This window comes from Streptomyces hawaiiensis (assembly GCF_004803895.1).
GTDB classification, from domain to species: Bacteria; Actinomycetota; Actinomycetes; order Streptomycetales; family Streptomycetaceae; genus Streptomyces; species Streptomyces hawaiiensis.
Genome location: NZ_CP021978.1, coordinates 3,354,462 through 3,380,716, shown reverse-complemented (window position 1 = coordinate 3,380,716; position 26,255 = coordinate 3,354,462). Strand labels below are relative to the sequence as shown.

The 26,255-nt window shown below is 69.7% G+C and carries 20 protein-coding genes, 1 tRNA gene and 2 pseudogenes; 13 read left to right on the top strand and 10 right to left on the bottom strand.

The window, feature by feature from the left end:
• Positions 1-63: 63 nt before the first annotated feature.
• Complete coding sequence (locus tag CEB94_RS15460) at positions 64-711, top strand: ATP-binding protein (RefSeq protein ID WP_175432788.1); 648 nt, start codon at positions 64-66, stop codon at positions 709-711.
• A gap of 4 nt (positions 712-715) precedes the next feature.
• Here CEB94_RS15460 and CEB94_RS15455 read toward each other — a convergent pair whose 3' ends face one another.
• Positions 716-3,880 carry a DEAD/DEAH box helicase gene (locus CEB94_RS15455; RefSeq protein ID WP_175432787.1) on the bottom strand — a complete coding sequence of 1,055 codons (3,165 nt, stop codon included), beginning with the start codon at positions 3,878-3,880 and terminating at the stop codon, positions 716-718.
• Positions 3,881-4,004: 124 nt separating this feature from the next.
• On the opposite strand from CEB94_RS15455, the gene CEB94_RS15450 reads away from it, so the two are divergent.
• Positions 4,005-5,174, top strand: coding sequence for an MrcB family domain-containing protein (locus tag CEB94_RS15450; RefSeq protein WP_175432786.1), 1,170 nt, complete (start codon positions 4,005-4,007; stop codon positions 5,172-5,174).
• Between the two features lie 386 nt (positions 5,175-5,560).
• Here CEB94_RS15450 and CEB94_RS15445 read toward each other — a convergent pair whose 3' ends face one another.
• Together CEB94_RS15445 and CEB94_RS15440 are read right to left on the bottom strand one after the other, a co-directional pair.
• On the bottom strand, positions 5,561-6,577 hold the full coding sequence (locus CEB94_RS15445; protein ID WP_175432785.1) for an SEC-C domain-containing protein: 1,017 nt from the start codon (positions 6,575-6,577) through the stop codon (positions 5,561-5,563).
• Between the two features lie 124 nt (positions 6,578-6,701).
• Entirely contained in the window at positions 6,702-8,177 is a 1,476-nt protein-coding gene (locus CEB94_RS15440) for a glycoside hydrolase (protein ID WP_175432784.1), read from the bottom strand.
• A gap of 222 nt (positions 8,178-8,399) precedes the next feature.
• Here CEB94_RS15440 and CEB94_RS15435 point away from each other — a divergent pair, with 222 nt between their 5' ends.
• The 3 genes from CEB94_RS15435 (at position 8,400) to CEB94_RS15425 (ending at position 10,512) form a co-directional block, all read left to right on the top strand.
• Positions 8,400-8,711 carry a DUF6412 domain-containing protein gene (locus CEB94_RS15435; RefSeq protein ID WP_175432783.1) on the top strand — a complete coding sequence of 104 codons (312 nt, stop codon included), beginning with the start codon at positions 8,400-8,402 and terminating at the stop codon, positions 8,709-8,711.
• Between the two features lie 89 nt (positions 8,712-8,800).
• A complete protein-coding gene (locus CEB94_RS15430; protein WP_175432782.1) occupies positions 8,801-9,511 on the top strand; it encodes a YidC/Oxa1 family membrane protein insertase in 711 nt (236 codons plus the stop codon).
• A gap of 143 nt (positions 9,512-9,654) precedes the next feature.
• Positions 9,655-10,512: a fumarylacetoacetate hydrolase family protein gene (locus CEB94_RS15425; RefSeq protein WP_175432781.1), complete on the top strand. Its 858-nt coding sequence runs from the start codon at positions 9,655-9,657 to the stop codon at positions 10,510-10,512.
• 98 nt (positions 10,513-10,610) lie between these two features.
• Here CEB94_RS15425 and CEB94_RS15420 read toward each other — a convergent pair whose 3' ends face one another.
• The 3 genes from CEB94_RS15420 to CEB94_RS15410 all read right to left on the bottom strand — a co-directional run bounded on the left by CEB94_RS15420 (position 10,611) and on the right by CEB94_RS15410 (position 13,190).
• Positions 10,611-11,477: an LLM class F420-dependent oxidoreductase gene (locus CEB94_RS15420; protein WP_175432780.1), complete on the bottom strand. Its 867-nt coding sequence runs from the start codon at positions 11,475-11,477 to the stop codon at positions 10,611-10,613.
• Between the two features lie 91 nt (positions 11,478-11,568).
• Positions 11,569-12,090 carry a heme-degrading domain-containing protein gene (locus CEB94_RS15415; RefSeq protein WP_175432779.1) on the bottom strand — a complete coding sequence of 174 codons (522 nt, stop codon included), beginning with the start codon at positions 12,088-12,090 and terminating at the stop codon, positions 11,569-11,571.
• Positions 12,087-13,190, bottom strand: coding sequence for a Gfo/Idh/MocA family oxidoreductase (locus CEB94_RS15410; RefSeq protein ID WP_175432778.1), 1,104 nt, complete (start codon positions 13,188-13,190; stop codon positions 12,087-12,089). Before CEB94_RS15410 ends, CEB94_RS15415 begins: the two co-directional genes overlap by 4 nt.
• Positions 13,191-13,285: 95 nt before the next feature.
• Here CEB94_RS15410 and CEB94_RS41880 point away from each other — a divergent pair.
• The 7 genes and pseudogenes from CEB94_RS41880 to CEB94_RS15380 all read left to right on the top strand — a co-directional run.
• Positions 13,286-13,741 (top strand): annotated as a pseudogene (locus CEB94_RS41880) (MarR family transcriptional regulator); the annotation flags it as partial.
• Positions 13,742-13,957: 216 nt separating this feature from the next.
• Positions 13,958-15,025: an ROK family protein gene (locus tag CEB94_RS40910; RefSeq protein ID WP_425472542.1), complete on the top strand. Its 1,068-nt coding sequence runs from the start codon at positions 13,958-13,960 to the stop codon at positions 15,023-15,025.
• Between the two features lie 312 nt (positions 15,026-15,337).
• A complete protein-coding gene (locus tag CEB94_RS15400; protein ID WP_175432777.1) occupies positions 15,338-16,123 on the top strand; it encodes an LPXTG cell wall anchor domain-containing protein in 786 nt (261 codons plus the stop codon).
• 108 nt (positions 16,124-16,231) lie between these two features.
• On the top strand, positions 16,232-17,011 hold the full coding sequence (locus tag CEB94_RS15395) for an HAD-IIA family hydrolase (protein WP_175432776.1): 780 nt from the start codon (positions 16,232-16,234) through the stop codon (positions 17,009-17,011).
• Positions 17,012-17,132: 121 nt separating this feature from the next.
• Positions 17,133-17,786, top strand: a complete 654-nt coding sequence (locus CEB94_RS15390; protein ID WP_175432775.1) for a hypothetical protein — start codon at positions 17,133-17,135, stop codon at positions 17,784-17,786.
• 2 nt (positions 17,787-17,788) lie between these two features.
• Entirely contained in the window at positions 17,789-18,466 is a 678-nt protein-coding gene (locus CEB94_RS15385; protein WP_175432774.1) for a class F sortase, read from the top strand.
• 177 nt (positions 18,467-18,643) lie between these two features.
• Complete coding sequence (locus CEB94_RS15380) at positions 18,644-19,684, top strand: glycoside hydrolase family 6 protein (RefSeq protein ID WP_175432773.1); 1,041 nt, start codon at positions 18,644-18,646, stop codon at positions 19,682-19,684.
• A 67-nt stretch (positions 19,685-19,751) separates the two neighbouring features.
• Here the strand turns inward: CEB94_RS15380 and glxA are convergent, their stop codons facing one another.
• The 4 genes and pseudogenes from glxA to CEB94_RS15360 all read right to left on the bottom strand — a co-directional run bounded on the left by glxA (position 19,752) and on the right by CEB94_RS15360 (position 24,680).
• Complete coding sequence (gene glxA / locus CEB94_RS15375; RefSeq protein ID WP_175432772.1) at positions 19,752-21,692, bottom strand: radical copper oxidase GlxA; 1,941 nt, start codon at positions 21,690-21,692, stop codon at positions 19,752-19,754.
• On the bottom strand, positions 21,689-23,689 hold the full coding sequence (locus tag CEB94_RS15370; RefSeq protein ID WP_175432771.1) for a glycosyltransferase family 2 protein: 2,001 nt from the start codon (positions 23,687-23,689) through the stop codon (positions 21,689-21,691). The genes glxA and CEB94_RS15370 overlap by 4 nt, the downstream gene beginning before the upstream one ends.
• 409 nt (positions 23,690-24,098) lie before the next feature.
• Positions 24,099-24,461: pseudogene (locus CEB94_RS41700) on the bottom strand (FadR/GntR family transcriptional regulator); the annotation flags it as partial.
• Between the two features lie 145 nt (positions 24,462-24,606).
• Positions 24,607-24,680: transfer RNA gene (locus CEB94_RS15360), tRNA-Lys, on the bottom strand.
• 200 nt (positions 24,681-24,880) lie between these two features.
• On the opposite strand from CEB94_RS15360, the gene CEB94_RS15355 reads away from it, so the two are divergent.
• Complete coding sequence (locus CEB94_RS15355; RefSeq protein WP_175432769.1) at positions 24,881-26,194, top strand: peptidoglycan-binding protein; 1,314 nt, start codon at positions 24,881-24,883, stop codon at positions 26,192-26,194.
• The last annotated feature ends 61 nt before the right edge of the window (positions 26,195-26,255 follow it).

Sequence of the window (26,255 nt, the reverse complement as noted above, 5' to 3'; positions counted from 1 at the left end):
CGTTGCGCTGTCGCTGCGGTGTCAACTGCGATGAGAGGGGTCCAGGTGAGTAAGGAAGCCTGCATGCCGCGCAAACCATGGGACATTGCCTTCACGGCTGAACCGGCGGAAGTGGCCGCCCTGCGCCGGATCATGCGGCTGCACTTGGGCGTCTGGGGATTGCAGGATCTCGCCGACGAAGCCCAATTGTGCGTCAGTGAGCTGGTGTCCAATGTCATCACCCACGTGGGTCCCGGCGCCCCCGCGACGCTGGCTGTCTCCATGCAGGGCACGCACCTGCGCATCGAGGTGCACGACCCCGACCCGCGTGCTCTCCCCACCCTCCGCGACGCGAGCACAGACTCTGAGGAAGGGAGAGGGATGGCTCTCGTGGACGCCGTCGCCGACCGCTGGGGCGTGCTGCTGCGTCCGGATCGGAAGGTCACGTGGTGTGAGCTGACCACGAAGCTTCCCGCGCCCGACGGTCACGTGGATGCTCCCAGTGTGATCCGGGCCGAGGCCCTTCTCCATCACTACGCCGCTGCTGCGAAGCCGCGGCATAGAGCGGGTGGGAGCAGGTTGACCTCGGCCGTGGCGGAGGAGTCGGCGATCGCGGCGATCACCGACTTTCTCCACTGGTTCCGAGCTCACGGCCGCGACGTGGACGACATGCTCGACCGGGCGCAGATGCGTTTCGAGGCCGAGTGCGCCGCCCGGTCTCAGGGATCGTGACGCATTACCCGGCTGCGATCGCTGAGTACGTCCAGACGTCGGCCGGAATCTGATGCTTCAACTGCCATGTGATGGCCATTGGCTTGCTGCCAGTGTGCTCCACATAGTCGGCAGGCCCGAGCAACATCCACGGCTGGGCGCTGCCAATGTCTGTGGCTTTGTAGCGACGGACGAAGAGCAGCACGTGGCTGCCCTCGGTGGCGTGGCGCTGGTACCGCAAGCCTGTGGGAGACGTTTCCGATGTCTGGTTCTGAGACTCCCAGTGGAAGCGGGTCTCGTTGAGGGCGTAGTCGTGGTAGCGGGTCTGTGGGGAGAAGTCCTTCTCGTCCTTCTCCAGGGTGATGAGGAGGGCGTCAGTCTTGATGGATTCACACCACTTCACGCCCTCGCGGAAGTCACCCGGCATGAAGCCGCCGATGGCGGACTGGCCCAGAGCAGGCAGGATCTCCTCGCGGCTGTAAGAGGCGTGGACGGTTAGTGGGATGCCAGTACCGCCCCCGATCCCGAGCAGCGGAATAGGGACGTGCTCTGTGTGGGCGAGGTTGTACGCCAACATCTGGCGGAGTTCACTCCGAACTGCTCGCTGTTTGCGTAGCGCCGCGAAGCCCGAGTCGTAGTTGGCGAACCCCTTGCGGGTCAGACCGCCCAAGGGCCATAGCTGGAAGAAGAGCATGCGGGCATACGCCTGTCCCTGCTCATCGAGCTCGCCATAGGTAGGCGCGTCATCCTCCAACATCCGGGTGTATGCGGCTACACGCAGCGGGTCATCCACGTGCAGAAACGCAGGGACACGTTTGAGGAGCGCTGCTTCGCCTTCAGGCGCCTCACCCTCTAGGAGACCCGCACGACGCAGTAGACCGGTCCAGGAGTTGCCATTGCCTCGGTAGAGTTCCTTCAGTTCACGGCCGCTCTCTTCCAGATACCGGCTGAGCCTTGGCTCGGCATAGTCCGCGACTTCGCGTGCCAGTGCCATGACATTGACACCAATCTGATCCTTGATGTTGGCGATGATCGCCTTCTTCGCTTTCTCTTCAAGGATGATTTGGCAGCCGGAGGGGAGCTGGGGGAAGTCATGCTCGATGTGGTCCAGCAGCCGCTTGCGAGTCAGGTTGGTGAGTGCTCGGAACTGGTTCTCGAAACGGAATTCCTTGCGATGCTGTCCGATGAAGTCCAGTACGGTCAGCACCGCCTTGCCTTCAGACCGGCGGAGCCCGCGGCCTAGCTGCTGCAAGAACACCGTGGCGCTGGACGTGGGACGCAGAAGCAGCAGCGTGTCCACGTCTGGGAGGTCGAGGCCTTCGTTGAAAAGGTCGACGGAGAAGATCACCTGGAGCGTGCCCGATGCCAGGTCGTTCAGTGCCTGCTTGCGCTGCTCGGCTGGCGTCTCCCCAGACAGAGCAATGGCCTCAAGGCCGGCCGTTCGGAAGACCTCAGCCATGAAGTGGGCGTGGGCTACTGACACGCAGAAGCCCAACGCTCGCATGGTTTTGGGATCGGACAGCTTCTCCCCTACGGCCTTCACGACCAGCCGGGCACGTCTGGCGTTACTCGACAGCACGTTGCTCAGCGCGGCTGGGTCATACGTCCCGCGCTTCCACTCCACCGTTCTGAGATCCGTGGAATCGCTGATGCCGAAGTAGTGGAAGGGGCTGAGTAGATCATTTTCGAGCGCCTCCCATAGGCGCATTTCGGCTGCGATCCGGCCGTCGAAGAACTCGTCCTGAATGTTCTTGCCGTCCATGCGCTCAGGCGTGGCGGTGAGCCCTAGGAGTTCCAACGGATGGAAATGATCGAGGATCTTGCGGTATGTAGGTGAGGTTCCGTGGTGGAACTCATCGATGACGATCACATCGAAGTGATCTGGAGCGAGGCGGTCCAAGCCCTTCGCGCTCAGCGACTGCACGCTGGCGAATACGTGCGACCAACGCTCTGGGATTTCACCGCTGTGTAGCGATTCGCCGAAGTTCGCGTCCACCAAGACGTCTTGGTAGGTCCTCATCGACTGATCGAGGATCTCCTTGCGGTGAGCGACGAAAAGTATGCGCAGGTCACGGCCATGCTTCTTACGCAGTTGCTTGTAGTCGAGCGCTGCCATCACGGTCTTGCCGGTGCCTGTTGCTGCTACCAGCAAGTTCCGGTGCCTGTCGTGCACCTCTCGCTCGACTTCGAGTCGCTCCAGCATGTCGCGCTGGTGGGGATACGGTCGTACCTCCAGCCCTGACAAGGTGATTGCGCGCTGAGCCGTGGACGTCGACGAGGTACCGCCCGCGATCTCCAGTGCTTCCTGAAGGCGTTCGCCGTCGGCCTTAGGGTCGTATGTTTCGAAGGACGGGTCGCTCCAGTAGGCGTCGAAGGTGGCCTCGAACTTGCGCATCACGTCGGGCGTGGCGACAGAGGAGAGCCGGACGTTCCACTCCAGGCCATCGAGAAGCGCTGCCTTGGACAGGTTGGAGCTGCCCACGTATGCCGTGTCGTACCCGCTCTCACGGCGGAACAGCCACGCCTTGGCGTGCAACCGCGTCGAGCGAGTCTCGTAGTTGACCTTGACCTGCGCGTTGAACTCCTCCACTAGCCGATCCAACGCGCGCCGCTCGGTCGCGCCGATGTAGGTCGTCGTGATCACCCGTATCGGCACCCCTCGTGCATGGGCTGCCTTCAGCGACTGCTCAATGATCCGCAGGCCATGCCACTTCACGAAGGCGCACAGCAGGTCCACACGGTCGGCTGTGGTGAGCTCCGCACGCAGTTCGAAGCCGAGGCTCGGGTCTTCAGGAGAGTTGGTGATCAGAGCAGCATCGGAGAGCGGGATACCTGGGCGTACGGCAAAGACGCCGGGTGCCTCTTGCCGGGTGATCGCGAGGAGTTGGCGTGGTCCGTCTGCGACCAGGTCCACCCACTCCTTGGCACCTTGCAGTGTGCTGAGGGACTCCAAGATGTGGTTCGCCGCGTAGACCCGCTCCTCTGCCGGAAGGTTTTGCAATACCTGCCGAACCGTTCCCCCGACGTGTCGCGCTAGGACGTGCGGCACAGACTCAGGCCCCACGGCCTCGCTGATGGGATGCCATCCGAGGCTGGCCAGCTCTTTCAACTGCTGTTCAAAGCGGAGCGTGATCAGCTGCTCGTACAGTCCATCGGCTGGGGCAGAGACGTCGGCGCGGCTCTCAGACACAGGCAGGCTCCCCCGATTGATCGCGACGATCGACGATGAAGCTGTTCTATCAAGAGGCACTGACAGGACCCCTGGGGAGGCAAACAGTGTCCCGGGCTGGGCAGGATCGATCGTCAGCTGCGCGATGTCGATCTATTTAGCGGCACAACTGATCGTAGCGAGTTACGTTTTGAGTGTGCACTTACGTGACCTGCTCATACGCATAGCGAAGACCTACAACCCCAAGGCTGGTACGGCTAGCGGCGTGTCAGCCCAAGACCTCCTTCGGGACGTCGAGAGGATGTCCGATCTGCCGTTACCTCATGGCTTCGTCGCTTCGGGGTACGGAGGCAAGGGGTCTGCGAGCAGCACTCCGTGGATCGGCGTGTTCGGCACGTCGATCAATATGCAGGCCCAAGAGGGTCTGTACCTCGCCTACATCTTCGATTCGACTCTGGCCTCCGTGACCCTCACGTTGCAGCAGGGCGTAACGAAGCTGTCGGATGAGTACCCCAAGCTGGGCGACCGGCTGAGGGAGCTGAAGCGCCGAGCGCGGCACCTCAGGGCAGGTATGGAACCCGAGCTGGCGGCGCATTGGGCTCACACGCCGGCCTTCCGCTCCAAGCTTGAACGCCCCCGTGCGTACGAGGCGGCGAGCGTGGCAGCCCGGCGGTACGAGATTGCTTGCATGCCAGCGGAGGAAGTCCTCGCAGAAGATCTCCATGTGGCATCTCTGCTTCTGCGCGACGCTGCCGCAGGCCATCGTGTCTGGCTCCAGCAGCCTTCGGAGAACGAGCCCATCGCCTACGAGGGTGAGAGCCATCATCATCTCTCCGCCGATGACCCCCTCGACGGTTTCCGCCCGAACGACAGCAGCGACTACTACGTCCACATCAAGGGCGGCCATCGGCGCAGGGAACGGCGCCACGAAGAACTCATCAAGGACTTCGGCCTCCATGTCGTCACGTGCGGGTATCAACCGATCACGCAAGGCATGTATCCGAGGGACCTGGTTCTGCGTCGTCCCGCCGTGGATCAGCGGCGCTCCTGGCTGGTGGAGGGCAAGGCCGTGAAGAGGGGCAACGCGACCCAGGCCGTTCGTGAGGCAGTGGGGCAGCTTTATGAGTACAGCTACTACTGGCACGAGAAGCGAAGTGAGCCGAAGCCGCACCTTGTGGCCCTCTTCACGGAAGGCATAGGGCACTATGCCGAGTACCTAGAGGAGCATGGCATCGCGTCGATCTGGCGCACTGAGGGCGGGGTTTGGGTGGGCTCTCCCACAGCCGTGTCGTGGGATCTGGCCGTAGGAGCCTGACTGAGCGTATGAACGCTGGCGACATCTTGTTGCCGTAGTGGCCGCCCGCTTCCTGGCCATTGTCGTGCCTCCGCGCCCCGCCTCAAGGGCGCTTCACTCCGCTGCGCTGCGTTCCGCGTCGGCTGGCGCCGATGGCCCTGCGGGCCACCCTTGACCCGGGCCGCTCCAGCACGGGAGAGAAGCGAGCGGGCGGCCCGGGGAAGCGGAGGTCACAGGTTCGCGGCCCAGAGGTGGCTGTTCAGGTGCTCGGCGGTGGCGGGCGCGTCAGCGGTTCCGCGCACGCCGGGTCGGCTCAGCGGCGGCCTGCCGGTGGTCTTGGTGCCCCTCGTCAGTTGCGGCACGCGGCGCGGCCGGCGGCCGGATCGCCACCGCGCTCGCGTCGGATCTCACGCAGTGCTGCCGTGGCACTCGCCATAAGTCTCCCCCGAGCCGCACCAGCACGGAGTGCCCTGCTGCGGCGGCCAAGCCACCGCCCGCCCCCGTGCCGCCAGGGTCGTGGCGTACTGGGGGAGGAGGGTCGCGTCGCCCGGGGACGAGAGTTCCGAGGCTGCGAAGGCCTCGTAGGACGGGACCGTTCCGGTGACGATGCCCAGGTTCGGGGTGCCGGACGTGGCGAGTTCGCGGAGGGACTGCTCTATCGAGGAGAGGTGGTCGGAGTGGGAGGGATACTCCGACGTGAGGGCCGGGTACGCCTCCAGGAGTTCCGTGAGTTCGCCCGCCGGCCAGTGCAGGACCGCTACCGGGAACGGGCGGGAGAGGGCCGCCCGGTAGGCGCCCAGTTCTGCTCGGAGGCGGAGGATCTCCGCCTCCAGTTCCGCGGGGTTCTCCGAGCCCAGGGACCAGACGCGCTTGGGGTCGTGGAGTTCGTCCAGGGTGATCGGGAGGGAGTGGACGGTGTCCGCCAGGGCGTCCCACTCGTCGTGGGACTTGCCCAGCATGCGCCGTACGCGGTGGCGGCCGAAGAGGAGGGGGTGGGTAGCGTAGGGGGGCTCCGGGACGTCCGTCAGGAGGCGGTGCACGGCCTCTGTGAACGTGTCGTGGGCCGCTTCCAGTTCGTCGTGGGATTCCAGGGACTCCGCGACGATCACCCAGGGGGCCGGGTCCTTGGGGGACGCCACCCGGACGCCCTCGATGATCGCGCGGGCCTCGGCCTCGTGGCCGTACTCCCAGAGGTTGGAGGCCTTGAGCGCCCGTACCAGGTGCGGGTTCTCCAGGCCGTCGGGGGAGGACAGCAGGCGGTCGTAGAGCGTGGTCGCGGTGGGGCGGTCGCCGGAGAGTTCCAGGTGAGCCGCTGCCCGCAGCAGCAGGGCCTCGGCGTCCTCGGGATACAGGCCGGCGGTCCGCTCCAGGCGTGCCGCCTCGGCGGTGTGGTCGACGTTTTCGGCAGGCGTGTCGGGGCGCATGGGGGACACCGTACTGCCGGGAGGTGACGAGCGTGAGAGATGCGCAGGCCAGACCACCCGGCCTCCCGAATTCCCATGCTCGCCACCCAGGCTTCACGGTTCGCCCCGAACCGCCGCCGTCGACCTACAGCGTCACGCCGTCGATTTGGAGGGTTTGGACCGACTTCGCGGCGAATGGGACGCTTACCGATTTGCCGTTCAGGCGGATGTCCGAGCGGGGTGTGTAGAGGTCGCCGCCGCCTGTGGTGACCGTGTTCCAGCGGGGGACCAGGCCCCCGGAGCCGCCCGTCACCGTCGAGAAGCGGGAGAGGTCGAAGGTGAGGGTCTGGGCCGTTGTCGCCGTGTTGACCGCCACGATCACCAGGCGGCGGGCCGTCGCGTCGTACGCCGCCACCGCGTAGCCCACGCCCGTGTCCAGGATCGTCATGCCGGGGCGGATGTGGCGGCTGAACTGGGCCATCACGTAGTGCTTGGTCTGGACGGTGGTCGGCTGCAGGGTGTTCGCGTCGTACGCGATCATCGCCCAGCCCGACGACGGGTCCATGACCTGCCAGTAGCACCAGGCGGTGGGGTGCAGCCAGCGGAAGTCGAGGCAGAGGTTCGAGGCCATGGTCAGGCCGGTGCCGTCGCTGTCGCCCGTCTCGGAGTTCCACAGCTTCTTGCGGGAGGTGGTCACGACGTCCGTGTAGAGGAGGTCGCGGCGGCCGCCCGAGCCCTGGTAGCCGTGCACGTTGACCTGGGAGACCAGGCCCTTGGCCGTCGAGTTGAAGGACGACCAGGTGGAGCGGGCCGTGTCGTAGTTCGTCTCGTCCGAGGCCGCTATGCGGAGGTTCGCGAGTCCGCGCTTGTCCAACTCGCTGCGCATGTAGGGGAGGACGGCCGCCTGGACGGCCGGGTCCATGTGGCAGCCCTCCTGGGTGCCGGTCGCGGTCCACCAGGTGGAGGCCGGCTCGTTGAAGGGGTCGACCGTCGCGAAGTTCACGCCCCAGTTGTTCTTCGCGTACAGGGCCGTCGCCGCCAAGTGGCTCGCGTGCTGGCGGTAGTTCCAGGTCTGGAGGTTGTTGCCGCCGCCCGACGCCCCCGAGGGGTTGTGGTTGGCGCACATCCACCACATCGGGGAGTTGGCGAACAGTTCGGTGATCGCACCCCGCTGCGTCGCCTTGACCAGCATCGCGCGCTGGTTTGCGTCCGCCGTCCACTTCCACGCCGAGGAGGTGGGGTCCTCGTTGTTCCAGTCCTGCCAGAAGCCCTCGATCTGCTTGAAGGCGGGGATGTTGGGCGACTTCACCATCGTCTCGCCGCCGACGCTGTTCCAGCTGCACGCGCCCAGGTTGTAGCGGGCGATGTTGAGGCCCAGGCCGGGCAGGGAACGTCCGTTGTACGTCACGGACTTGGTGGTGAAGAACAGGTCGGCGAAGTCGTCCCGGGCGCCGAAGACGTTGGCCCACCAGGCGAGGGAGGTGCCCCAGCCCTCCCAGGTGCCGTACGTCGTCGACGGGTTGACGGCGATCGTGGCGTCCGCGCGCGCGGTGCCCGTCGCCAGGGCGCTGCCGAGGAACGTTCCGCCTGCTGCGGCCAGCAGACTTCTGCGTCGGATCACGGCTCCTCCGTAAGGGAGATGAGGGCGTACGCCGGTCCCCGGCCCGGCGTCGCAGGGGTGTCCCGTTGTCGGGTGACGAGAAGCATCAGGTGTGGCGGGTGGGTTGTCGAGAGTTCCGACGAACCTTTCTCAAACCCGTGTACGAAGTCGCCCACCCGCTCGTGAGGGTGATCCTGTATAACGAACAACAGGGCATACACACGTACGAGGGAGGGGCGGCCGATGAACCGGAGCTGGGCCACGCTGCGTCCCGCCCTCGCGCTGCTCTTCCTGCTCGTCGAGGTGGCGCTGCTCGACACCGGCAGCCTCTCCGCCACCGTCGCCCTCGCCGCGACCACCGCGGCCTCGGCCGCCCTCGCGCTCTGCGCCCTCGTCGCCTCGCGCTGCGCGCCCACCGTGCCGCGTACGCGGGTGCGTACGGCCATCCGCGACCGGGACCGGCGTACGGCCTTCCTGCCGCAGAGCGACCCCGACGCCAGGGGTCGGACCCGTCCCCGGGCACCCGGTCACGCCCTCCGGGCGACCATCGCGTAGGGGCACCTCCACACCTGAAGTGACCCCGCGCGGGTCGTCATGCCGCCATGACCTGTTCCGGCACGACGAGACCCCCGGAGGGCTCACCCATGTCCGTCTTCGCCCACCTGGTCGAGCACCTTGCCGACCTGCTCCAGCCGCTGTTCGGCGCCTCCGCCGCAGCCGCGGCGATCGTCCTGTTCACTGCGCTCGTACGACTCCTCGTCCACCCCCTGTCCCGGGCCGCCGCGCGCGGCCAGAAGGCCCGGACCGCGCTCCAGCCGAAGATCGCAGAGCTGCGGAGGAAGCACGGCAAGAACCCCGAGAAGCTCCAGAAGGCCGTGCTGGAGCTGCACGCCGAGGAGAAGGTGTCGCCGCTGGCCGGCTGCCTGCCCGGGATGCTCCAGATCCCCGCGTTCTTCCTGCTCTACCACCTGTTCTCCAGCGACACGATCGGCGGCGAGGCCAACGGGCTGCTCGGCCACCGGTTGTTCGCGGCGCCGCTCGGGCAGCGGTGGACGGACGCGCTCCAGGGCGGTGTCCTCGGCGGGGCGGGGCTCGTGTACGCCGGGCTGTTCGTGGTGGTGGCCTGCGTCGCGGCGTTCAGCTACCGGCTCAGCAAGCGCATGATGGCCGCGAACCCGGCCGCCCAGGTCGGTGGCGGGGAGCAGATGCCCGGGCTGGGGGCGGTGACGAAGGTGATGCCGTTCATGTCGTTCTTCACGCTCGTCACCGTGGCCGTCGTACCGCTGGCCGCCGCGCTGTACGTCGTGACCAGTACGACGTGGAGTGCCGTCGAGCGGGCCGTGCTGTACCGGTGACCCGGCGGCCGGGGTCCAGTACGTGAACGGGGTATTGCGGAGTGCACCCCCAGCTTGGAGGATCGACCAGTCCTCCGATGGCTGCCCCGCCGCATCCGGGTCGCGCGCATCGGCCGGGCGCCCGCGATCGAGGGAGACGGATCATGAAGCTGCTACGAGTCGGTACGGCGGGGACGGAGCGGCCCGCGCTGCTCGACGCCGACGGGACCCTGCGGGACCTGTCGGGCGTCGTCGCGGACATCGACGGCGCGCTGCTCGCCGACGAGGAGGCCCTCGGCCGGGTCCGGGCCGCCGCGGACGCCGGTGAGCTGCCCGTACTGGACCCAACCGGGCTGCGGATCGGGCCGCCGCTGGGGCGTATCGGCAAGATCGTCTGCATCGGGCTGAACTACCACGACCACGCGCGCGAGACCGGCGCCGAGCCGCCCGCCGAGCCGGTCGTCTTCATGAAGGCGCCGGACACGGTGGTAGGGCCCCACGACACGGTCCTCGTGCCGCGGCGGTCCCTCAAGACCGACTGGGAGGTCGAGCTGGCCGTCGTCATCGGGCGTACGGCCAGGTATCTCGGCTCCGTGGAGGAGGGGCTCGCGCATGTCGCCGGGTACGCCGTGGCGCACGACGTGTCCGAGCGGGAGTTCCAGATCGAGCGGGGCGGGACCTGGGACAAGGGAAAGAACTGCGAGACGTTCAATCCGCTGGGGCCGTGGCTCGTGACGGCCGACGAGGTGCGCGATCCGCAGCGGCTCTCGCTGAAGCTCTGGGTCAACGGCGAGCTGAAACAGGACGGGACGACGGCCGAGCAGATCTTCTCGGTGGGGGAGGTCGTGCGGTATCTGAGTCATTTCATGACGCTGTACCCCGGCGATGTGATCAACACCGGGACGCCGGCGGGGGTGGCGCTGGGGGCGCCCGAGCCCAAGCCGTTCCTGCGGGCCGGGGATGTCGTGGAGCTGGAGATCGAGGGGCTCGGGCGGCAGCGGCAGGAGTTCAAGGATGCGTAGGCGCTCCGCTGGGTGAGCCGGGGAACTGCGGTGACCTTTCGGCCGCGGGCCGTCCGTGGCCGGTCGCGCAGTTCCCCGCGCCCCTCGGGGCGCCTCCCTCAGGCCAGTACGGAGGCCAGGTCGCGCCAGGCCTTCCTCGGGAGGGCGTCTCGCGGGTCGTCGTTCAGGACCTGGAGGGCGACGTGGTCCGCGCCCGCCTCGAAGAAGGCGTCGATCTTGGTGCGGATCGCTGTGTCGTCGCCCCAGGCGAACAGGGCGTCGACCAGGCGGTCGCTGCCGCCGTCCTTCAGGTCGTCCTCGGTGAAGCCGTGCCGCAGGAAGTTGTTGGTGTAGTTCGGCAGGGGGAGGTAGATCTCCAGGAACTCGCGGGCCAGGGCGCGGGCGCGTGCCGGGTCCGTCTCCGGGACGACACCCAGCTCCGGGGCCAGCAGCGGGGCCTCGCCCAGGATCTCGCGGGCGTGCGCCGTGTGCTCCGGGGTGACCAGGTACGGGATCGAGCCCGCCGCCCGGTCGCGGGCCAGCCGGAGCGACTTCGGGCCCAGGGCGGCCAGCAGGCGGCGCTCCGCCGGCACTCCGGCGGTGTCCAGGCCGTCGAGGTGGCCGACCAGGGCCGAGTAGGGGCGGGCGTACTGCTCCACCCGCTTGGCGTGGCTCACCCCGAGGCCCAGCAGGAAACGCCCGGGGTGGGCCGACTCCAGCCCCGCGAAGGCCGTGCCGGCGGCGTCCGGCTCGTGCTGCCAGATGCTCTGGATGCTGGTACCGACCGTGAGCTTCGAGGTCGCCTCGATCAGCGGGGCGGCGTTGGCGGCGGAGCTGTTGCCGCCCAGCCAGACGGCGCCGTAGCCGAGTTCCTCCAGTTCGGCGGCGGCCTCGGCGAGTTCGCCGCGCCGGTCCGGGTCCTCCGAGCGCAGGCCTACGCTCCAGATGCCGTACCGGCCTACGGTCTCCTTCAGGGGGGTGGTCATCGGTGGGGGTCCCTCCGGTTGGGGCGCCGTGCTTGATCACGCGTACGCAGGTGCCAACCGGAGAGGGTCCCCGGTCATTCCGGGCGTGGGCCTACTGGTCCAGGAACCGCTCCAGCGCCTCCACCACGAGCCGGTGGTCCTGGAGTTGCGGCAGTCCGGAGACCGTCACCGCGCCGATCACGCCCACGCCTTCGACGGTGATCGGGAAGGAGCCGCCGTGGGCCGCGTAGGTGTCGGGGTCGAGGCGTGAGGACTCCTCGAACGTGCTGCCCTTGGCGCGGAAGCGGGCGCCGACCAGGTAGGAGGCGGAGCCGTAGCGCTCGACCACCCGGCGCTTGCGGGCGATCCAGGCGTCGTTGTCCGGCGTGGAGCCGGGCAGCGCCGCGTGGAAGAGCTGCTGGCCGGCGCGGTGGATGTCGATGGCGACCGGGGCCTGCCGCTCCCGGGCCAGCTCGACGAGGAGCGAGCCGAGCGCCCAGGCGTCGTCGCATGTGAACTGGCGGAACACCAGCAGGCGTTCCTGCTTCTCCAGCTCCTCCAGGCTCGGGGTGAGCTCCGGGTGGAACTTCGGGGTGAGCCCCTGGCTGTGGGAGGGGTTGCTCTTGTGGGTCACAGCGTCACCGTCACCTTCTCGCGGGCCGAACGACGGGCGGCCTCCAGTACGTCCAGGGCGGCGGCGGCCTCCCGTGCGGTCACCGGGTTCGGGGCACCCTCGAGCAGGGCCTTCGCCACGGCGGCATAGTAAGCGGGGTAGTCGCCCGGGAGGGTCGGTTCGGGGCGGCCGCCGCCGGTCACCGGGGACTCGCCGGAGCCCACGCGGCCCCACAGCGACTCGGGTTCCGCACCCCAGCCGGGGCCGGGGCGCAGGCCGTCCCGGAGCGCCGCCTCCTGGGGGTCGAGGCCGTACTTGACGTAGCCGGCGGCGGAGCCCAGGACGCGGAAGCGGGGGCCGAGTTGGGCGGTCGTCGCGGAGACGTGGAGGTGGGAGCGGACGCCGCCGGTGTGCGTGATCGCGATGAACGTGTCGTCGTCGGTCTCGGCGCCGGGGCGGCGGATGTCCGTCTCCGCGTAGACGGCGGCCGCCGGGCCGAAGAGGACCAGGGCTTGGTCCACGACATGGCTGCCGAGGTCGTAGAGCAGACCTCCGATCTCTGCGGGGTCGCCGGACTCGCGCCAGCCGCCCTTCGGCTTCGGACGCCAGCGCTCGAAGCGCGACTCGAACCGCCAGACGTCGCCCAACTCGCCCTCGTTCAGCAGCTTGCGCAGGGTGAGGAAGTCGTTGTCCCAGCGGCGGTTCTGGAAGACGGAGAGGAGCAGCTCGCGCTCCTCGGCCAGGGCTGCCAGCTCGCGGGCCTCGGCCGCCGTGCCCGCGACGGGCTTGTCGACGACGACCGGCAGGCCGGCCTTCAGCGCGGTCGTCGCGAGCGGCACGTGCGTCTTGTTCGGGGACGCCACGACGATCAGGTCCAGCTCGGCGGCCCGGTCGAACAGCTCGTCCGGTGTGGCGGCGAGACGGACGTCCGGGAACTCGGCACGGGCCTGCTGCTGCCGTTCCGGGTTCGAGGTGACCACCGTGTCGAGGGCGAGGCCCTGCGTGGCGGCGATCAGCGGGGCGTGGAAGACGGAGCCGGCGAGGCCGTAGCCGACGAGGCCGACGCGGAGGGGCGAGCCCGGGGCTGCGCCGGGGGCTGTGCCGAGGGGTGTGCCAGTCATGCCGTCCACTTTCGCAACGCTGTTGCCAAAGTGCAAGCGCCGGGGACAATGGGTGGGTGAACAGGGCGGACGACCGTATGGGCGGAGTGGGCGGCATGCGCGGGACGGGAGGGGCGGGGGCGGCCGGGGCAGGGGGCGGCGGCGTGAATCTGCTCGCCCTGCGCAGCCACAACGCCGCGCTCGTGCTCGGCCTGCTGCGCACGGCCGGGGGCGAGGGCATCAGCCGGCTCGAACTCGCCGAGCGCACCGGGCTCACGCCGCAGGCCGTCAGCAAGATCACGGCCCGGCTGCGGGAGGACGGCCTCGCGGCGGAGGCGGGGCGCCGGGCGTCGACCGGGGGCAAGCCGCGCACGGTACTGCGGCTGGTGCCGGAGGCCGGGCACGCGGTCGGGGTCCATCTGGACCGGGACGAGGTGCGGGCCGTGCTCGTGGATCTGCGGGGGGCCGTGGTGGGGGAGCGGCGGGCCGCGCTGGATCTGGGGGCGGGGGCGGAGGCCGTGCTGGGGGCGGTGCGGGAGGCGGTGACGGGGGTGCTGGCGGCCGGGCTTGGTGGGGTTCCCCGGGAGGGGGTGACCGGGGCTGACGGTGCTTCCCGGGAGGGGGCGGCCGGGCTGGGCGGGGCTTCCCGGCAGGGGCCGGCGGGGCTTGATGCAGCTTCCCGGCAGGGGCTGGCCGGGGCTGGCGGGGTTTCCCCGCATGGGTCGGCCGGGTTGGACGGGGCTTCTCGGGAGGGGTCGGCCGGGTTCGGCGGGGCTTCCCGGGAGGGGGTGACCGGGCTGGGCGGGGCTTCCCGGCAGGGGTCGGCCGGGGCTGGCGGGGTTTCCCCGCACGGGTCTGCCGGGTTCGATGGGGCTTCCCGGGAGGGGGCGGCCGGGTTCGGCGGGGCTTCTCGGCACGGGCCGGCGGGGCTTGATGCAGCTTCCCGGCAGGGGCTGGCCGGGGCTGGCGGGGTTTCCCCGCATGGGTCGGCCGGGTTGGACGGGGCTTCCCGGGAGGGGTCGGCCGGGTTCGGCGGGGCTTCCCGGGAGGGGTCGGCCGGGTTCGGCGGGGCTTCCCGGGAGGGGGCGGCCGGGTTCGGCGGGGCTTCTCGGCACGGGTCGGCCGGGCCCGGTGGGGGCTCCCGGCAGGGACTGGCCGGGCTCGACGAAGCTCAGCAGGGGGCGGCCGGGCTCGGTGCGGCCCTGCTGGGGGTGGGCGTCGCGTTGCCCGGGCCGCTCGACCATGCCCGAGGCGTGTTGCACCGGGTGACCGGGTTCCCCGAGTGGGACGGATTTCCGCTGCGGGAGGCGCTGGCAGGGCGGCTCGGGGTGCCGGTCGTGGTCGACAAGGACACCAACGCGGCGGCGCTGGGCCTCGCCGCCGGGGGCGAGGGAGGCTCCTTCGCGTACCTGCACCTCGGCACGGGGCTCGGGGCCGGACTGGTCGTCGGCGGCAGCGTGCACCGGGGGGCCAGGACCGGGGCCGGCGAGTTCGGCCACCAGGTGATCCAGCTCGACGGCCCGCCCTGCACCTGCGGGAACCGGGGCTGTGTCGAGGCCCTGTGCCTCGGTGCGGTGGCGCGTGGCGATCTGCAGGAGGCGGCGCGGGTGCTGGGCGCCGGGGCGGCGAACCTGGTGGGACTGCTCGACATCGACGTCGTGCTGCTGGGCGGCCGCACGGTGGCGGCGGCACCGGAGGCCTTCACGGCCGGGGTCGGCGCGGTACTGGAGGCCCGGGCCCGGCGCACGGGCCAGGCCGCCGTACCGGTACGCGTCGCGCCCGGGGGAGACGGGGCCGTCGCGGCGGGGGCGGCTGAGCTGGTGCTGGGGCCGGTGTTCGGGCGTGGGGGCGGCTGAGAAGTCGGCGGTGGAGCGAGTCGGGTGCCGCTGGGCCGGTGTGCGTCCAGGGGCTCGTCCGGCTCCTCATCGACGACAAGCGAGGCCTGCTGGGCGGGCCGCCCGGCGGCTTCGTCCCGCTGTCGGTGACCTACGCGGTCCGCGGTCCTCACCGCGGTGGGTCCCGTCCTCGCCGGCTGGGCCCACACCCGCGCGAAGGCCCTGGGCCGTCGCCAGGCGTGTCCGCCGACCGGGCGGATCCGCGCCGCCGTTCGGGGCCGGTTCGCGTCGAGGTGGTCTCGGGAGCCTCGCCGCTCGGAATGTCACATCATCATGCGACTCTGCACGCCCGCTCACCTCTGCCTGGCGGCGGCAGCTGCGGCCGCCGTCCTGCTCCCCGGTGCTCATCCGGCGCACGCGGACGCCCCGGCGCCCGCCTGTGCCGCTCCCGACGACCACACCTTCCCGCTCACCACCCGCATCCACGGCGGGCCGGACTCCTACACGCCCGGGGGCGGGTTCGGGACCTGGTACGTCGACCTGACCAACACGACCGACCGGACCTGCACCGGGATCCACCCCGTCGTCGTGCTCGTCGACGACAAGCGGGCCCTGGAACCGTCCCAGCCGCGCCTGGAGTTCTTCGAGGGGACGCGGGCCCACGTCGTGCGGTTCGAGAAGACCGGCGAGGACGAACTCGTCGCGGCGTTCACCGACGAGGAGGACCGGTTCGCCGGGTTCACCGTCGGGCCCGGCAGGACCGTCACCGTGAAGGTGCGGCTCATGCTCACCTTGGACGCCGTGCCCAACGACGTCACGGTCAACGCCGCGGTGGTGCAGCGGCACGACGACGACGGCGACTGGGTCGGGCAGTCGAACGACTACCGGTTCGGGATCGACGGCGGCGAGGCGGGGACCGACACCGGCACCGACGCGGACCCCGACACGGGTACCGAACCCCGCCCCGACTCCGAGGCCTCCGTCCCGCCCCGCGAGGACCGGTTCCCCTTCGCGGAGCAACTGGCCCGGACGGGCACCGGCACACAGGTCGCGGCGGCAGCCGCGGTCCTGCTGCTCGCCGGAGGCGGGGCGCTGCTCGTCGTACGGCGCCGCCGCTGAGCAGGCCGTCCCGCCAGTCGGGACGCCGCACGCGGACCATTCCGCAAGATCCCGCCACTGTCTAGGCTGGGTCGCACGCTGGACCGCGTACGGCAGGAGATCCCGCACATGGCAGACCGCAAGCCCATCGAGTCGTGGCTCACCGACATGGACGGTGTGCTCATCCACGAGGGCGTACCGATCCCCGGCGCCGACGCCTTCCTCAAGAAGCTCCGCGAGTCCGGGAAGCCCTTCCTGGTTCTCACCAACAACTCGATGTACACCCCGCGCGACCTGCACGCCCGGCTGCGCCGCATGGGCCTGGAGGTGCCGATCGAGTCCATCTGGACCTCGGCCCTGGCCACCGCCCAGTTCCTGGACGACCAGCGGCCGGGCGGCTCGGCGTACGTCATCGGCGAGGCCGGGCTGACCACCGCGCTGCACGACATCGGCTACATCCTGACCGACCACGAGCCGGACTACGTCGTCCTCGGCGAGACCCGCACGTACTCCTTCGAGGCCATGACGAAGGCGGTGCGGCTCATCCTCGGCGGCGCCCGGTTCATCTGCACCAACCCCGACGAGACGGGTCCCTCCACCGAGGGCCCGCTACCCGCGACCGGAGCGGTGGCCGCGCTGATCACCCAGGCGACCAGGAAGAAGCCGTACTTCGCGGGCAAGCCGAACCCGCTGATGATGCGGACCGGGCTGAACGCCATCGGGGCGCACTCCGAGACCAGCGCGATGATCGGCGACCGTATGGACACCGACGTGCTGGCCGGCATCGAGGCCGGGATGCAGACGTTCCTGGTGCTCACCGGACTGACCCGGCCCGAACAGGTCGAGGACTTCCCGTACCGGCCGTCGCAGGTCGTGGACTCGATCGCGGATCTCGTCGACCGGGTCTGAGCCCGGGCGGCGGCACGCGGGGCACCCAAACCCGTCGCCACCCGTACGGAGCAGCCGCCGCGTCCCTGCGGATGCGGCGGCCCGTCGCGCGGGGGAGGCTCCAGGCGTCTGGAGGTTCACGATGGGTTCCCTGAGAGTCACTGTCTGTACGAGCGTCCTGGCGGCCGTCGCCCTCGCCCCGGCGGCGTACGCGGCGGACGCGGGGAGCGTCTCGGCGACCCCGGCGACCCCCGCCCCCGGCAGTGACGTCACACTCCGCGTCACCGGCTGCGCGCAGCGAACGGCCGTGGCCGCGTCGGCGGCGTTCGTCGCGGACGCACGGCTGACCGTCAGCGGCGCAGGTGAGCTCACCGGCGAGAGTCGCGTCCGCTCCACGCTGGCGGCGGGTTCGTACGCCGTGCAGGTCACCTGCGGTGCCACGCGACGGACCGGCACGCTCACCGTCCAGGACGACGAGGCACGGCGCTCCGGGGCCGTGCCGGCTCCCGTGCCCGGGGCGGGTGCGGGTGGGCAGCCGCCCGCGCCCGGAAAGGGCGGACAGCCGTCCGCTCCCGGCGCCGACGAGGAGGCCCCCCTGTCTCACCGGCCCGGTGCCCCGGCCTCACCCATCGCCCCCGTCCGTGCGGGCGGTGGCGGCGCCGCCGCTCTCGTCGCCGCCGAGGAGCGCGGCACCGGTCCCGGTACGGCACAGGGGGCGACCGGGCTGGTGCTCGCGGGCGTGGCCGCGGTGGTCGTCGCGCTGCGCGGGGTTCGCCGCGGCCGCGGAACGGACTGACCATGCGGGATCACGATCAGGTTCACCGACACTTCTCGGGCACCGGCCGCCTGCTGACCGGTATGGCCTGGGTCGTGCTGCTGCTCGGGCTGTGGCTGTGGGGCCGCGAGGTCACCGAGATGCGGCACGGCATAGCCGCCCCCACCACGGGTGACATGGCTGCGGCCGGACGGCCCCCGGACATCAAGCTGCCGCCCGAGCACCGCCCGCTGGGGGACGCGTTGCCGCAGCGCGTCGACATTCCCGGCCTCGGCGTCCAGGCCCCCGTGATGGCACGCGGCCTCGACGCACGCGGGGCGCTCGATCCACCGCCGTACGACCAGCCGGGCGTGGTCGGCTGGTACGCCGGCGGGGTCGCGCCCGGGGCGCCCGGCACCGCGCTGATGGTCGGTCACGTCGACACCGACACCCGGCCCGCCGTCTTCTACAAGGTCAGTGCCATGCGGCCGGGCCAGACGATCCGGGTGATCCGGGCCGACGGCAAGGTCGCCGAGTTCACCGTCGAGTCCGTGCAGGTCCTCACCCGCGACCGCTTCGGCGCCCACCAGGCCTACGGGCCCCGCGAGTCGGGGCGGGCCGAACTGCGGCTGGTCACCTGCGGCGGCAGCTTCGACCCCACGACCCGCAGCTACACGGCGAACGTGGTCGTCTCGGCGTACCTGACGGGAACCGGCCTCTGAAAGCGCCGGTGCGCCCGGGGCGGGCCCCCACACCGGCCGACGGCCCGAGAGGCCGGACACGCCAAGTCCCGATACGGTGGCGCTGCGTCATCCGCGCAGGTGGGGTTCGGCCTCGTGGGTGTAGCGGGACGTATGTCAGGATTGAGACTTGGAACGGTGCACCCAAGGGGGAGTTGGATGTACGGCAGCAGGGGGGCCGGGGCGTTCGCCGGGAGGCGGATGTCCGCAGTGGTGCTGGGGGCGGCACTGCTGATCACGGGGTGTTCCTCCTCCTCCGGCGGAGGAGACGGACCGGACGAGCGCGACGACGCGGGCGCCGGGATCACCCAACAGCCCAAGGAAAAGGCCCCGTTCTGGGTCAATCCGGACGGGACCGCGGCCCGGCAGGTCGTTGACCTGGAGAAGTCCGGCAAGAAGCAGGACGCCGAGCAGATCCGCAAGATCGCTGAGCAGCCGGTCGCCGAATGGGTCGGCCCGGACGACCCGCAGGCGCAGACCAGGGGTTTCACCGAAGCCGCCGACAAGGCCGGCCGCACGGCCCTGCTGGTCCTCTACAACATCCCGCACCGCGACTGCGGCCAGTACTCGCAGGGCGGCGCCGCCGACGGCAACGCCTACCGTGACTGGGTCGACGGCGTGGCCGCGGGCATCGGTGACCGGCCCGCCACGGTCATCCTGGAACCGGACGCGCTGCTCCACCTCGTCGACGGCTGCACGCCCGAGCAGTTCCACGAGGAGCGCTACGACCTCCTCAAGGGCGCCGTCACCAAGCTGAAGTCCCTGGAGAACACGAAGGTCTACCTCGACGCGGGCAACGCCGGCTGGCAGAACCCCGACCAGATCTTCGAGCCGCTGAACCGCGCGGGCATCGCCGAGGCCGACGGCTTCTCGGTCAACGTCTCCAACTTCTACTCCACCGAGGACTCCATCGCCTACGGCAAGAAACTCTCCGCCAAGGTCGGAGGCAAGCACTTCGTCATCGACACCAGCCGCAACGGCAAGGGCCCCTACACCGCCGGCAACCCCGACGAGCGCTGGTGCAACCCGCCGGGCCGCTCCCTGGGCGAGACCCCGACGACGAAGACGGCGGACCCGCTGGTCGACGCGTACCTGTGGGTGAAGCGGCCGGGCGAGTCCGACGGCGAGTGCAAGGGCGGGCCCAAGGCCGGCCAGTGGTGGGCGGACTACGCGCTGAAGCTGGCGAAGGCCACCGGCTGACGTACCGGCCAAGACGAAAAGGGGCGCCCTCCCGAGCGAGGGAGAGCGCCCCTTTTTCGGTTGCCCCTCAGGGCACCTTGACCCACTGCGCCTTGCTCGGGGTCCCGTCGGCGTCCGTCACGAACACCATGTACCAGCCCGCCTGAACCAGGTTCCGGTTCTCCGGCATCGTCACGGTCAGCTTGTCGCCGGACGCCTTGAAGTCCAGGGCGATCGACCGCTGGTCGATGTCCGTGACATGCGTCGCGGCGCTCGGCCGGATCAGCCGGACCTTCTTGACCTTCGCCGCGTCCGACGAGGTGAACGTCCCCGTGCCGCCGCGCTCGATGGTCTGCGGGCCACCCGAGAGGGAGGGCCGGTCCCCGTCGCCGTACAGGTAGGGCGGCGTGTAGATCTCGATGCGCTGCTCGAACTCGCCCGGCTTGGTGTTGGCCTTGTCGGCGTACAGCGAGTCGGAGCCGAAGAACATCACGCGGCCGTCGGGCAGCAGGATCGACCCGGAGTGGTAGTTGCGGCCCACGAGCGGGTCGGCGACGCGCTTGAGCTCGTTCTTCTCCGTGTCGTAGAGCCGCGCCTCGAAGATGTTGGAGTCGCCGCGGCCGCGGTAGTCCTCCGAGCCGCCGGAGATCAGCACGCTGTCGTCGGGCAGGACCGAGGCGTTCGGGTAGCGCGTTCCCTTGTCCAGGGACGGGCCGTCCACGAAGCGCGGGTTCGCCTTCTTCAGGTCGACGATCCGGGTCTTCTCGCTGGACTCCTCGGACTCGCCGACGCCACCGCCGCCGACCACCATGTACTTCTCGTCCTGCGCCGGCGGCAGCAGCACCGTGCCGGACGTCTCCATCAGCGTGGGGTCGCTCAGGCCCGGGATCTTCGAGAACTTGTTGGTGTCCACGTCCCACACGCCCGGCTCACGGCCCACGTCGTCCGGCCCGTAGCCCGCGTTGGAGCCCGAGTAGAAGATCTTGCCGTTCTGCATGAGGAACAGCGCCGGGTAGGTCGGGAACTGCCGGACCTTGTCGGTGTAGGTCCACTTCTTGGTCTTCGGGTCGAAGACCTCGTTCTTGCCCGGGACCAGCTGGCCGATGTCGTCCAGGCCGGAGACGCTGAGGATCTTCCCGTCGCTCAGGGTGGTGAGCGTCGGGTACCAGCGGGCCTCCTTCATCGGGTCGACCTTGATGTACTTCTCGGCCACGGGGTCGAACTCGAAGGCGTCCCGGATGCCCTGGAAGTCCTTCTTGTCGAGGGCGAGCTTCTGCGCGATGCCGTAGGTGTTCTTGGCGTCGGCGCCCTTCAGGCCGTGCACGCGGTAGTTGTCCTGCGTGCCCGTCTCGTGCTTCTTGCCCCGCTTCTGCGCCTCGACGTAGATCCGGCCGAGGCCGGGGTCGTTGCGCAGGAACCTGCCGGTCGCCTTGTCGAAGACCTTCTTCGCGCGCGGCACGAGCACCGGGTCCTTGGAGACGAAGGTCTTGCCGTTCTCCTTGCCCGTGAACTTCGTGCCGGCGGGCAGCGTGATCGGCTCGTCCGGGTTCTCGTTGTGGACGATCATCAGGCCGCCGGCCTTGGTGACGTCACCCTTGAGCTTCTCGTAGCGCTTGGTGCCGCCCGCGATCAGCAGGTTGCCGTTGGCGAGCTGGGTGTGGCCGGTGCAGAACAGGTCGGCCGGTGTCGGGACCTTCTTGATGGTGCCCTTGACCGGGTCCCAGATCCGGGTGTCGAACTTCTTCGCGTCGAAGTTGTCCTGGTTGTTGCCCGACCCCGCGACGAGCAGCACCTTGCCGGTGCGCAGCAGCGCCGCGTGGATGGTGTTCTGCCGGTACTCCTCGGGGAAATCGATGATCTCCCACTTGCCGTTCGCGGCCTTGTACTCCGGCTTGTTGATTGTGTACTGGTGGTATTTCTCGGTGCTGAAGCGGTAGAGCCACGGCCCGTTCATCCCGGCCAGCGCGAGTACCACCGCCGTGCCGATCGCGAGTCGACGGGCCCGGCGGCGGCCTGCACGGTCGTTCATTCCTTACGTCCCCCAAGTCCACCAAGGGCGATCTGCATGGTCTGGTCGGTTCCCCCGACCTCCCCGGATGCGCCCGGGGTGGCGGCCCACGTGGGCTTCTGCTGCGGGGCGTGCCCCGACGGCTGCTGCGGGATGGGCAGCGGCTGCGTCGACTGCGGCCTCGCAGGGTCCTGCGGCTCTCCCGCGGCATGGGCGGGGGGCTTCTTCGCGTCCTGCCGCAGCTGCCAGCGCCAGGCGAACACCGGCGAGGCTGTGATCAGCAGCGCGAACGTCGCCCAGATGATCATCGCGGGGTGGGAGTGCCCGAAGACGAAGCCGGCGGCGATCGAGGCGGCGAAGATCAGGACGAAGTACCAGTGGTAGCGGAACGTGCCGAACCAGCGGTCCGGGCTCGCCGAGTCGCCCTTGGGCGTGACCACGAACTTGCTCTTGCGCCGCAGCACGGAGTCGATCAGCGCCTTCGCGTACAGCGGCGCCGACAGCGCGGACATCACCATGCCGGCCACACCGCCGGAGCCCTCCGGCTCGTGCGGCGAGACGTTGTGCCGCCGGTTCCAGACGTACAGGCCGATCTGCAGGGCGGAGGCGTTGCCGTAGAGCATCAGCCAGACCGCCGGGTCGATGTTCACACCCGAGGCGCCCAGGCCCAGGAACAGGCAGCAGCTCAGCGCCGCCAGGATCCAGTTGAGGGCCGACATCGGGTAGAAGATGATCATCATCGTGTAGTTGAAGAGCTTGCTCGGCGGCAGCGAGTACCAGCCCTTCCAGTACTGCTTGAGGATCGTCTCGTACGTCCCCCGCGACCAGCGCATCTGCTGGGTGAAGAAGTCCGTCCAGGCGCTCGGGCCCTCACCGACGGCGAGCACGTCCGGCGTGTACACAGAGCGCCACTTCTTCCCCGTCGCCGGGTTCTTGTGGCGGTGCATCTCGAAGCCGGTCGCCATGTCCTCGGTGATCGAGTCGTACAGACCGCCGATCTGCTTCAGCGCCTTGATGCGCACGGCGTTGGACGTGCCGACGAACATCGGGGAGCCGTAGCGGTTGCCCGCGCGCTGGATCAGCGCGTGGAAGAGGAACTGCTGCGACTCGGCGGCCTTGGTGATGGCGTTGTCGTAGTTGCCGTAGACCTGCGGGCCGATGACGAAGCCGACGTCCGGGTCGCGGAAGAAGCCGAGCATCCGCTCCAGGTAGTTGGGCAGCGGCACGTGGTCGGTGTCGACCGAGGCGAAGAAGTCGTAGTTGTCGCCGTGCGCTTCCAGCCAGGCGTTGTAGTTGCCGTGCTTGGTCTTGGCGCGGTGCGGGCCCTTGGCCTGGTTCCACTTGGCGATGCCCTTGCGGGAGAAGTGGTGCACACCGAGGCGCTCGCAGACCGCCTTCACAGCGGGGTCGTCGCCCTCGTCGAGCAGCCACACGTGCATCAGGCCCCGGTGGCGGATCCTGACGGCCGCCTCCAGGGTCTTCGTCACCATCTCCAGCGGCTCCTTGCCGGGCACGAAGGAGGTGAGGAAGGCCACTCTGGTGCCGGTCTCGGGCACCACCGGGATCGGGTCGCGGGCCACCAGCGTGGCGTGCGCGTTCGACAGCACGTTCATGCAGCGGAAGAACTCGATCAGGCCGATCGAGACGAGCATCACCATGTCGAGCGCGGGCAGCCAGTCGAAGGCCGGATAGTCGCGCTCGGTCCAGTGCTCGGGCTGGAGCAGCCAGAACAGCAGAACCAGGGACAGCACCGGGGCCGCGGCCAGCATCAGGGCGACGCGGATGCGGTGCGGTTCCTGCGAGATGAGCGAGCGGTACTGCACCTTGTACGGCTTGCCCGGATCCGGCTGGGTGAGGGGACCCGCGAGCCGGCTGTAGTGCTCGTAGTCGTACCTCGGCAGGCTCTTCTTGATTCGCCGGAACGTCCCCGTGGTGCTCATCCGGTGCGACGGCACCCTGAGCTGGGTGGTCTGGGACGGGTCGTGGTCCTGCCGGGCACCCGTGGGCCTCGACGTCATGAGTCATCCCCCCACACGCGGACAACCGCGTGTTTCGTAGCTTCCTACCGTCTGTTGCAGGTCCCCCTCGACCTTCACAGACGTACCAGTGGTGGATCGCGGTCACCACGTCATCCACACCCTATAGACACGGCAACGCGACCTTCCGGTTGCATGATGCCCCCCTCGGCATCGGTTCATGAACGGGGCCCCTACCCCCGCTCAGCCCGCAACCGGCTCCAAAGCCCCCCAACTGCCGCGAACCCGCAGCATCTTGTAAAACCAGAAAACCAGGGTTCTACGGCGCTCATCATGATCGCAAGATGCGAAACACGGTGGTTACCGGTCAAACGCGTTCATTGTGACGGGTGTGGGGACCCTGTGGAGCCGTTGTGGACAGGCGAGCGCGGATGTTGCCGAAGTGCTCTCGTTCAACCAGGTCCGCTTCCGGCATCCGGCCGGCGAGCCGGGATACGAGGCCCGTCTCCACCGCCTCCCTCAGCTCCAGCAGCTGGAGCAGGGAGTCCTCGCCCCGGTAGTGCCCGGCGACCGTGCGGAAGGCGAGGCCCTCGATCATCGAGGCCAGGGACATCGGGCCGACGTAGGTGCCGAAGCCGTGCCGGATCTCCACGATGCCCATCGCCTGGAGGGCCTTCAGTGCCTCCCGCACCGAGTTCCGGCTCGCGCCGAGGTACTCCATCAGCTCGGGCTCGGTCGGCAGCGGGGCCCCGGAGGCCAGCCGGCGGTCGATGATGAGCTTCTTGATCCGCTCTTGTAGGTCTCGCGCTGCCATGGCGAGAGGGTATCCGGCCAATCGTGCGGGGGGCCGGGTTCCGGCCAGGGAGCCAGACAGACAGAGGGGGCCGTCCTGGGCCCTCCCGTGCCCGGCCCGGGCATGCAAGAAGGCCCCTCGCTTCCGCGAGAGGCCTTCCGGTCGGTGCGCCGCCAGGGACTCGAACCCCGGACCCGCTGATTAAGAGTCAGCTGCTCTAACCAACTGAGCTAGCGGCGCGCGCTGACGGCGTAACTCTACAGGACGTCGCGAGGTGCTCCTGACCACCTGCCCGGGCCCGGACGGTCCCCCCACAAGGCGCCCGGGTACATCATTCGGACCGTCAGCATGCGCGTACGGAAGACAGTTGCGAAACTGACGACGCGCGTCCTCCGGTGCACGGGCGCGGCATTTTCCGCCGGAAGTGTGAGGGGAATCGCATGGAGTCTCCGGTATTCGAGGAAATCGACCCCGCGAGCGACTGCGACTGCCCCGGCTGCGTCCACTGGCGCCGCGCCCTGCCGCATCCCTGGGCCGGCCGGACCAGCGCCCACCCGGCATCTCACCGGGCGCTCGCCCTGGCCGCCGTAGCCTCCGCCGCACTGGGAGCGGGCCACGCGGTACCGGCCGCGGCCGCCCCGCACGCACCCCACCGTCCGGGCGTCTCCGCAGGTGACGAGCCTGACACCCCCCAAGGTGCCACGGCCCCGCTGCACGGCCCCGGCGGCCGTCCGGCGAAGCCGTCCGTCGCCCCCAAGCCCACCGCCATCACCCGCTCGGAGATCATCAACCGGGCGAAGACCTGGGTCGCCGCGAAGGTGCCGTACAGCATGAGTGCCTACTGGTCCGACGGTTACCGGCAGGATTGCTCCGGTTATGTCTCGATGGCCTGGCAGCTGCCCGGAAACGAATGGACGGGCAGCCTCGCCCAGTACGCGGAGAAGATTTCAAAGGAGGAACTCCAGCCGGGTGACATTCTGCTGTTCCACAACGCGTCCGACCCCGAGAAAGGCTCGCACGTCACCATTTTCGGCGGCTGGACGGACGACGCCCACACCCACTACACCGCCTACGAGCAGACCCGCCCGCACACTCGCCGGCAGTCCACCCCGTACGCCTACTGGAGTGACTCCGGCCGGTACGTCCCCTACCGCTACAAGGGCGTCACCCCCGAGGAGCCGGCCCTCGGACCGGACAGCGGCAAGCCGGGCGCCCCGGCCGCCACGCCGTACCCGGGAGCGGCGTATTTCGGCCCCGGCGCGAACAACAAGTACGTCACACTGCTCGGCCGCATGCTCGTCGCGCGCGGGGCCGGCGCCTCGTACGCCTCGGGCCCGGGGCCGCGCTGGACCGACGCCGACCGCCGCGCGACCCGGGCGTTCCAGCGGGCGCAGGGCTGGACGGGCGCGGACGCCGACGGGCTGCCCGGCCCGCGCACCTGGGAGCTGCTGGTCACCGGCGAGGGCAAGGACGTGAAGGACGGGGCGGTCGGCCCGCCGCCCGCCTCCCACGGCGTCCCCGGCTACCCGGGGCGGGCGGTGTTCCGCCCCGGCGCGAACAACACCTACGTCACCCAGCTGGGCAGGCAACTCGTACGGAAGGGGTTCGGCAGGTTCTACCGGGTCGGGCCGGGGCCGCGCTGGGGCGAGGCGGACCGGCGTGCCGTCGAGGCCTTTCAGCGCACCCAGGGCTGGCGGGGCGGCGCGGCGGACGGCTACCCGGGGCCGGAGACCTGGCGGCGCCTCTTCTCGTAGGGCCCCTCGGCCCGCCCCGCATCTCGGGTGGGCCCCCCATCTCGGCAGGGCCCCTCAGGCG

Bases quoted from the DNA above. Each gene is read 5' to 3' on its own strand.
- CEB94_RS15460 (WP_175432788.1), top strand. From the start codon at position 64: ATGCCGCGCAAACCATGGGACATTGCCTTCACGGCTGAACCGGCGGAA.
- CEB94_RS15450 (WP_175432786.1), top strand. From the start codon at position 4,005: ATGTCGATCTATTTAGCGGCACAACTGATCGTAGCGAGTTACGTTTTG.
- CEB94_RS15445 (WP_175432785.1), bottom strand. From the start codon at position 6,577: ATGCGCCCCGACACGCCTGCCGAAAACGTCGACCACACCGCCGAGGCG.
- CEB94_RS15435 (WP_175432783.1), top strand. From the start codon at position 8,400: ATGAACCGGAGCTGGGCCACGCTGCGTCCCGCCCTCGCGCTGCTCTTC.
- CEB94_RS15430 (WP_175432782.1), top strand. From the start codon at position 8,801: ATGTCCGTCTTCGCCCACCTGGTCGAGCACCTTGCCGACCTGCTCCAG.
- CEB94_RS15425 (WP_175432781.1), top strand. From the start codon at position 9,655: ATGAAGCTGCTACGAGTCGGTACGGCGGGGACGGAGCGGCCCGCGCTG.
- CEB94_RS15420 (WP_175432780.1), bottom strand. From the start codon at position 11,477: ATGACCACCCCCCTGAAGGAGACCGTAGGCCGGTACGGCATCTGGAGC.
- CEB94_RS15410 (WP_175432778.1), bottom strand. From the start codon at position 13,190: ATGACTGGCACACCCCTCGGCACAGCCCCCGGCGCAGCCCCGGGCTCG.
- CEB94_RS15400 (WP_175432777.1), top strand. From the start codon at position 15,338: ATGCGACTCTGCACGCCCGCTCACCTCTGCCTGGCGGCGGCAGCTGCG.
- CEB94_RS15395 (WP_175432776.1), top strand. From the start codon at position 16,232: ATGGCAGACCGCAAGCCCATCGAGTCGTGGCTCACCGACATGGACGGT.
- CEB94_RS15390 (WP_175432775.1), top strand. From the start codon at position 17,133: ATGGGTTCCCTGAGAGTCACTGTCTGTACGAGCGTCCTGGCGGCCGTC.
- CEB94_RS15385 (WP_175432774.1), top strand. From the start codon at position 17,789: ATGCGGGATCACGATCAGGTTCACCGACACTTCTCGGGCACCGGCCGC.
- CEB94_RS15380 (WP_175432773.1), top strand. From the start codon at position 18,644: ATGTACGGCAGCAGGGGGGCCGGGGCGTTCGCCGGGAGGCGGATGTCC.
- glxA (WP_175432772.1), bottom strand. From the start codon at position 21,692: ATGAACGACCGTGCAGGCCGCCGCCGGGCCCGTCGACTCGCGATCGGC.
- CEB94_RS15370 (WP_175432771.1), bottom strand. From the start codon at position 23,689: ATGACGTCGAGGCCCACGGGTGCCCGGCAGGACCACGACCCGTCCCAG.
- CEB94_RS15355 (WP_175432769.1), top strand. From the start codon at position 24,881: ATGGAGTCTCCGGTATTCGAGGAAATCGACCCCGCGAGCGACTGCGAC.